The organism is Sunxiuqinia dokdonensis (assembly GCF_001270965.1).
GTDB classification, from domain to species: Bacteria; Bacteroidota; Bacteroidia; order Bacteroidales; family Prolixibacteraceae; genus Sunxiuqinia; species Sunxiuqinia dokdonensis.
Genome location: NZ_LGIA01000078.1, coordinates 1 through 6,254, shown reverse-complemented (window position 1 = coordinate 6,254; position 6,254 = coordinate 1). Strand labels below are relative to the sequence as shown.

General features: G+C 47.4%; 7 protein-coding genes. All 7 read right to left on the bottom strand.

Annotated elements, in window-relative coordinates; translation table 11 throughout:
* Positions 1-58: 58 nt before the first annotated feature.
* From NC99_RS06675 to NC99_RS06650, 7 genes are read right to left on the bottom strand one after another with little or no spacing between them, the layout of a single operon-like run.
* Positions 59-796 (bottom strand): CIS tube protein, encoded by a 738-nt coding sequence (locus tag NC99_RS06675; RefSeq protein ID WP_053181256.1) that lies wholly within the window; start codon positions 794-796, stop codon positions 59-61.
* Between the two features lies 1 nt (position 797).
* Positions 798-962, bottom strand: coding sequence for a DUF5908 family protein (locus NC99_RS21845; RefSeq protein ID WP_157624580.1), 165 nt, complete (start codon positions 960-962; stop codon positions 798-800).
* Positions 963-967: 5 nt separating this feature from the next.
* Positions 968-1,414: a phage tail protein gene (locus NC99_RS06670; protein ID WP_053181254.1), complete on the bottom strand. Its 447-nt coding sequence runs from the start codon at positions 1,412-1,414 to the stop codon at positions 968-970.
* 12 nt (positions 1,415-1,426) lie between these two features.
* A complete protein-coding gene (locus tag NC99_RS06665) occupies positions 1,427-1,858 on the bottom strand; it encodes a phage tail protein (protein WP_053181251.1) in 432 nt (143 codons plus the stop codon).
* 40 nt (positions 1,859-1,898) lie between these two features.
* Entirely contained in the window at positions 1,899-3,308 is a 1,410-nt protein-coding gene (locus tag NC99_RS06660; protein WP_053181248.1) for a phage tail sheath family protein, read from the bottom strand.
* A 21-nt stretch (positions 3,309-3,329) separates the two neighbouring features.
* Entirely contained in the window at positions 3,330-4,379 is a 1,050-nt protein-coding gene (locus NC99_RS06655; RefSeq protein ID WP_053181245.1) for a hypothetical protein, read from the bottom strand.
* Positions 4,380-4,385: 6 nt separating this feature from the next.
* Positions 4,386-4,949, bottom strand: coding sequence for a DUF4255 domain-containing protein (locus NC99_RS06650; protein ID WP_053181242.1), 564 nt, complete (start codon positions 4,947-4,949; stop codon positions 4,386-4,388).
* Positions 4,950-6,254 lie beyond the last annotated feature (1,305 nt).

Sequence of the window (6,254 nt, the reverse complement as noted above, 5' to 3'; positions counted from 1 at the left end):
AAAAGCGTGCTGGTCACGACTTCCGAAGGGGAAGAAATGGGTATGTTGCGTTGGTTGGTCATCGTTTGGTTTTATCAATTGGCGGAAAATGAATTCGCGTGCCGACGGCTATTTGCCGTAAGCTGCGCAGTTTGTTGGCTTTAGCCACTTCGCGATAGTAGCCCGGGTCCTTGTAAATCCGATGCGCCATCAATGGCAAATTCTCCTGGTCCTTCAAAATCCGCACATGCGTCAAGTCGGGTGATTCGGAGCGTTCGCGCGCGGCCCGCAGTGTATCGGCCATGGATTCAACAAACACACATTTGGCTTTCGCCCGCAGCGGTGAGCCATCGGGTTTGAACAAGGAATAGGTGATGGTCAAATCCTTTAACTTCCCCCGAAACAAAAAGCTGCCCCACTGAATTTGCAGCAAGTTGGGCGCATGGGTATCGCCATTGTACTTAAATACAATGTTTTTGAAGCGAGTCAACTGGTCATCTACCGTTTCTGATGTTTTTAGCCCCAAAATATTGGCGCCCGGAAGCGGACTGTTGGCCAAAACACCGGTGCCGTCAAACAGCAAGTCGGTTTCGAAATTCTGTGGCTTCTGCACCCGGAAGCGCACATCGGCACCGGTCGTTCCATCGGCTTGCGACTCGTCGAACACCGTGCTAAACTTCTGCTGAATCTGCTCAGGATTAACCAGCACTTCGTACTCGAAATCATCGCCCGAACGGGGATTAAACGGCTCGGTGCTTTCGCAGACGTTGATTTTCATCTTGGTCAGTTTTCCTTCCAGTCCGGTAAATAGTTCCATGTTACCGCTCCATTTTTTGTTTCAGAATTTCCATGACCTGATCCACACACTCCTTAATCAGTTCCTCCCGCGCGTTTTGATCCATCGAAACGGGTCCGCCAGCTTCATCGCGCCGGTTTTCCGACACGTTTGCCCTCACCACAAGTTCTCGTACAATCACTGGCATGCATGCTAGATTTTAAGGATTTTGAAATAGTTATACTGCAACTTGATGGACTCGACCACCACTTTACTTTCTTCGGCATTGAAGCTGGATACCGACCAGGACACCGGGTAAGCGTTGACCACATACCAAGCAGCCACCGGAACATGATCCGCATTGAGCAAAGCAATGGTCAGGTTGGTGGGCTGAAAGTTGAAACTCTCGATGGCATTACGGCACCACAGTAAAATTCCGGATCCGGTAAACATGCCCCGCTTCAACACGATGTTTTGATACTTCGTGCGGGTAGGAAGCTGGTGTGTAAACCGGTTTTCACCGCCCTCCTTGAATTCTTCCGTTTCCACGTCCACCGATAAGCCATCCACTTCCTGGAAGCGAAAGTCGCTGGGAAACTGTGGCAACAGTTCGAAAACAACAGAGAAATGAAATCCAACAGGTGGATAGGTCAAGTCCATAGTCGTTTGGATTTAGCTCATTTCCATGGATAGGCCTTCGTGCGCCAGTTCCAGCGTTTCGATGGCCACTTCATTGCCGTCTGACTTCAGATCGGTGCTTTGCACTTTCACCGGCCAGGCATTTTTGATTTTCCAGGTCAGTACCGGCGCGTGTTCCTCGTTCAACAAGCTGATGATGATGTCGCGACGCTCAATGGTATTCAGCTTCACGGTGTTCCACCATTCAAAAAACTCATTGTCTTTTTGAAAAACGCCCCGCTTGAGGGTGATGTTGGAAAACTTCTGCATGCCCGGCATTTTCAGCTTGCTGTATTCGGGCATCGAGCCATCGCGGTACTCGATCACTTCCGTTTCGACATCGAGGCCCGACACTTCGGAAAAACCAAGTTTGGTACCAGCCCACTCAACCTGAAAATGAAATTTTGGAATTGGATATTCAGCCATAATTTTTCGTTTTTAAAATCAGTTAATAAAGGTTTTGATGTTAGGACTCCTGCAGTTTGTGAGAGAACCGGAGGATGATAAATTCTGCAGGACGAACAACGGCCATCCCGATTTCAATATTCATGCGCCCTTCCAGGATATCGAGCGAGGTCATGGTTTCGCCCAGACCCACCTTCACAAAGTAGGCATCTTCGGCTTTGGCTCCTGCTAAAGCTCCGGCACGCCACTGCTTGGTCAAAAAGTTTTCGATCATCGCTTTCACACGCACCCAGGTATTGGCGTCGTTGGGTTCGAAAACCACCCATTGCGTGCCTTTTTTGATCGACTCTTCAGCGAAGTTGTAAAAGCGGCGAACGGGCACATAACGCCATTCGTTATCGTTTCCGGCCAAGGTACGCGCACCCCAAACCAAGGTTCCTTTTCCAAAGAAGGAGCGAATGACGTTGATTGACTTTCCGGTAGAATGGACATTCAGCCCATCCTGCTCTTCGTTAGTTACTTTCTTGTCGGGACCAATCACTTCGCGAACCCCCACATTGGCAGGCGCTTTCCACACCCCGCGGTTGCTGTCCACCCGGGCATAAATGCCGGCCACGGCAGCCGACGGAGGCAGGGTAACACTCAATTTGCCCAGCTGCACTTTAATCTGGTTATACAGTTCCAGGTCAGCGGTAATGTCGCTGAGCTTATCGCCGTCGTAGCTGGTTGTTCCTCCCGGTGCATCGGTTTCGGTGTGGGCAATGCTCACATCGCTTTCCTTGTACACATAGGGCAAAATGGTTTTCAGCCAGGGATAATACACGGCGCCATATTTCAGGTAGTCGGTTCCCATGCTGATGTTGGTGCGTAAGGTATCGGCAAAGCCCGAAGCCTGGTTGTAAGTATCCAAAATGGTAAAGCGATCCTGCAACTTCTGGCATTGGGTCAGCGCGTCCTGATACAGGCCATAGAAGTTGGCCACGGTTGAAACACCCGTCGCATCGGGAAAGACAATCAGGGTCGGCTCATCTTCCTTGGCCAGTTCGGCCAGTCCGCCATTGGCACCCAAGTCGGTTTTGCTGATGGTAGCCGTGTAGTCGCCAACCGAAATGATGTAGCACGGCCCGCCGCCGTTGGCAAAATACATTTGCAGCGAGTAGTACATCAAAAAGTTCGACTTGGTGGCAGGTTCCGGCACTTCGATGGTGCGGGTCAAATTGCCCGATGTGTCATACACATCGTCAATATTGACGATGATACCCGTTTCGGGCTGGGCGCCACCAAAATACTCCTTGTATTCGAGCAAGGAAGTGATGCGCGTGGGCACGTTGGTTAGGGATTGGTTGTTCTTTTTCGCTTTCTCGGTGTAGCCGATAAAAGCCGGGATCGCAGTTTCAACCTCTGCAATGGACGGAGGCAACAGGGAAATTTCCTCGATGTATACTCCCGGAGTTTTGTACGTTTTGGCCATAATCAGTTAAATTTTTGAAGGTCAGAGATAAACATAAATATCAGAATAAATGGTAGCTGGATTGCCCGGATCCGGTTTAATCAATTCGGGACCGGGATTTGGCAGATCGTTAATCAGAACAGAAGCCGCATCGACTTGATTGCTTCGCAAAGCAATGCCGGTGATTGGGGCTTCTTTTAGGGGCATGGGAATGTTGGAAACAAAAACATGGTCTCCACTATGTGTAAATTCCCAGGGTGTGTCGGTTTCCCGAACTCCCGGGTTGGGCATTTCCAGTCCGTTGCGGTTAATCACTTTGTAGCGCCACAAAGTTTCGCGTCGCTTAAAGGCCAGGCAGTAGGTTTTGCTTGAAACCAGTCCGGCATTGGTGAACCATTTGTAGCCGACGTCAACATGGCTAAATAATTCAACTACGCCGAAGTAGCTGGCCACTGCCAGTTCACCAGCATAATAAAAACGGTCCAGTTCGCCGCCATCCAGCATCAGCTTGTAGCGTCCGGCCGACAAACCTTCGAGTATAAACTGAAAGTTGTAATGCTCATCAACCGGTGCCAGTTCCTGCGAGGCGACCGTCTCATCGGTATCCACCGAAACCAGTTCAGCGGTTTTTATCCCGGCATCTCCTGGGTGGGTATAGCTATAAACCTTGCCCGAAGTCTTGATTTGATCAGCAGCCGTGGTCACTTCATTCTGATTCAGCAACAGCGAATCGGAACCGGTGCCAAACACTTCGCGCTTGTTATTGGCCTGGTTCGAAAAATAATAGGCTTTGGAAGCGCCCAGATCAAAAGGCAGGTCGGAAAAGTTGATAAACAGCGGATTATTCAGCCGCATGAAAACCACCAGCTTAAAGGGCACCGACACGGGATCACGTTGCAGTTTGCCCGTTTCATCAACGGCGGAAAAGAGCCGGAAACCACCGGCTAGCTCTTTCAGCTTCAAGCCCATGTTACGCAAGGTTCGCTGGGTGGCTTTTTCAGGAATGAACTGAAAATCGCTCGATTGTAAAGCCTGGTAATAATCATTCCAAACGTTCAGCTCAACTATTTTCTGGTAATTAAACAACTGCATGGCTTATTATGGATTAAGGTTAGCTTCGGTAATCGGTGGCGCATCCATCTTGATGTTGTCGTCGAAAATAGCCAGCAACTTCACCTTGTACATCACCGAGCACATTTGCTTGGCTCCCAGTGCGCCCCACAGGTTGTTTTGCTGCTCCAATGAGAGGGTGAAAAGTTCGGCGCTCAGCTTGGTCAGCTGGTCATTCAGATCGGGGTAGCTGCCCGGTGTGAAAAGGCTGTGCGACTGGAAAAAGCTAATGACGTAGGAAATGAATTTCAGCGATTCGCGGTAGCCAAACTCATCTTCACCAAAATTGGCCGAAAACAAAACATAGAGGTTCACCATTACTTTCGGGTCGGTTTTGGCAATGGTCCCCTGGGGGGTTTCGCGATACAGGTTTTGATTTTTCATCACCCGCTCCTCTTCAATGTTCACCAAGGTCATGGCCACGTTCGAAACCTGCATCTTTCCGTTTTTATCGAAAAGCGGAATCAGTTCGACCTTATCCTCTGAACCGGTTCGTAATTTCAGATAATTGTTGAGCTGAGTTTTTAAGAAGAACAGTGCCAATTCAATCATATCAAAATCATTTCATGCATTTCGAAACTGAACATCTGATGAACTTAATGTGTTTGCGACAAACACGGCCTTAATTCAACCCGGGAAAGGAATAAAAGGAGGAGTTTTTTTGATTATTGGATGTTGGTGCTCCTCTTTTTAAGTCCGGGCAACGGATCGTTTCATAGATAAAACAAGATGCTCCAACACCACAATAATCACACTTTACGATCTTTTTCTAATTTTATCTTGCACTAGTTAATCCCCTTTCCAACTAAAAGGTAACCAGCATTTTTCATGTTTTTTAACTACTTTTTTTAAGGCTTATCAAAATGTATCAGAGCAACATGATGCCATAAAATGTAAATAAATGAGAATAGGTTCATCAAGATTCGGTTGAAAACAAGCCGGATAAAAATGCTTTCAATAATGCCCACAACTATTTAAGACCAATTTATCTGTTTATAGTAAAGGTAGCTAAAAACCACAATCAAAAAATGCCCTTTCATCCACTTTGCTTAACCATATGTTGTCGATATTTTTTTTCATTTGGGAAATCATCCAATGATTAAATCGACATGATGCCATTAGAACACGCGCCACGAACGCACGAATGGTTTGATTAAACACGAAGACGGGAAGACGTGAAGTGGAGATCCAACCATCTCCCTCCCGGTAATCCGGGAGTACTCCTTCCGTCGGGGCCGGACAGGCTCTTTTGAAAGAGGAGAATTTGCAGTAGTGAAATCCCGCTTGCTGTTACCGAAAACCTCCGCAAGTTGCGCCCTTTCTCCTCCTTTTTTCAAGAGCTTGTCCCGAACTCGCTTCGGGAAGGAGTACCCGAGCAAAGGGGGAGGTGGTTTGTCCGAAAAGTCATCCGATGAATAATTGCTGGGTCAGGATCTGCCCACTCAACGAGTCATCCTGAACTTGATTCAGGATCTGTCAGCAAGATGCTTGATACTGGATACTTGCAGCTTGTAGCTTGAGGCTTGCAGCCCATTTCTTATTTTGAATGAAACTAAATTATGCTCGATTAACAATTTATTATAGAGAAAACCATAACTTGTGGCTTGTAAAAAAAAACGAACAAATGGCAATATTTTACCGGCTGGAGAATATTAAGAATCCGCTGGATGATCGAACTCCCCCCTTCTTAGTGAAGCGGTGAGAAAGGAGTAAGCTGTTTGGAGTTTGTCAACAATTGTCTGAACACGATACAAAAAGATTAAATGATGAACAAGATCAACCTAAATTATAAGCACGATACTGTCTTTCCTGAAAATCAAATAAACCAGATCGGAATTTTTTCGTGTTTTTTTTTTT

Coding starts and splice junctions, on each gene's coding strand:
- NC99_RS06675 (WP_053181256.1), bottom strand. CDS start 796: ATGGAACTATTTACCGGACTGGAAGGAAAACTGACCAAGATGAAAATC.
- NC99_RS21845 (WP_157624580.1), bottom strand. CDS start 962: ATGCCAGTGATTGTACGAGAACTTGTGGTGAGGGCAAACGTGTCGGAA.
- NC99_RS06670 (WP_053181254.1), bottom strand. CDS start 1,414: ATGGACTTGACCTATCCACCTGTTGGATTTCATTTCTCTGTTGTTTTC.
- NC99_RS06665 (WP_053181251.1), bottom strand. CDS start 1,858: ATGGCTGAATATCCAATTCCAAAATTTCATTTTCAGGTTGAGTGGGCT.
- NC99_RS06660 (WP_053181248.1), bottom strand. CDS start 3,308: ATGGCCAAAACGTACAAAACTCCGGGAGTATACATCGAGGAAATTTCC.
- NC99_RS06655 (WP_053181245.1), bottom strand. CDS start 4,379: ATGCAGTTGTTTAATTACCAGAAAATAGTTGAGCTGAACGTTTGGAAT.
- NC99_RS06650 (WP_053181242.1), bottom strand. CDS start 4,949: ATGATTGAATTGGCACTGTTCTTCTTAAAAACTCAGCTCAACAATTAT.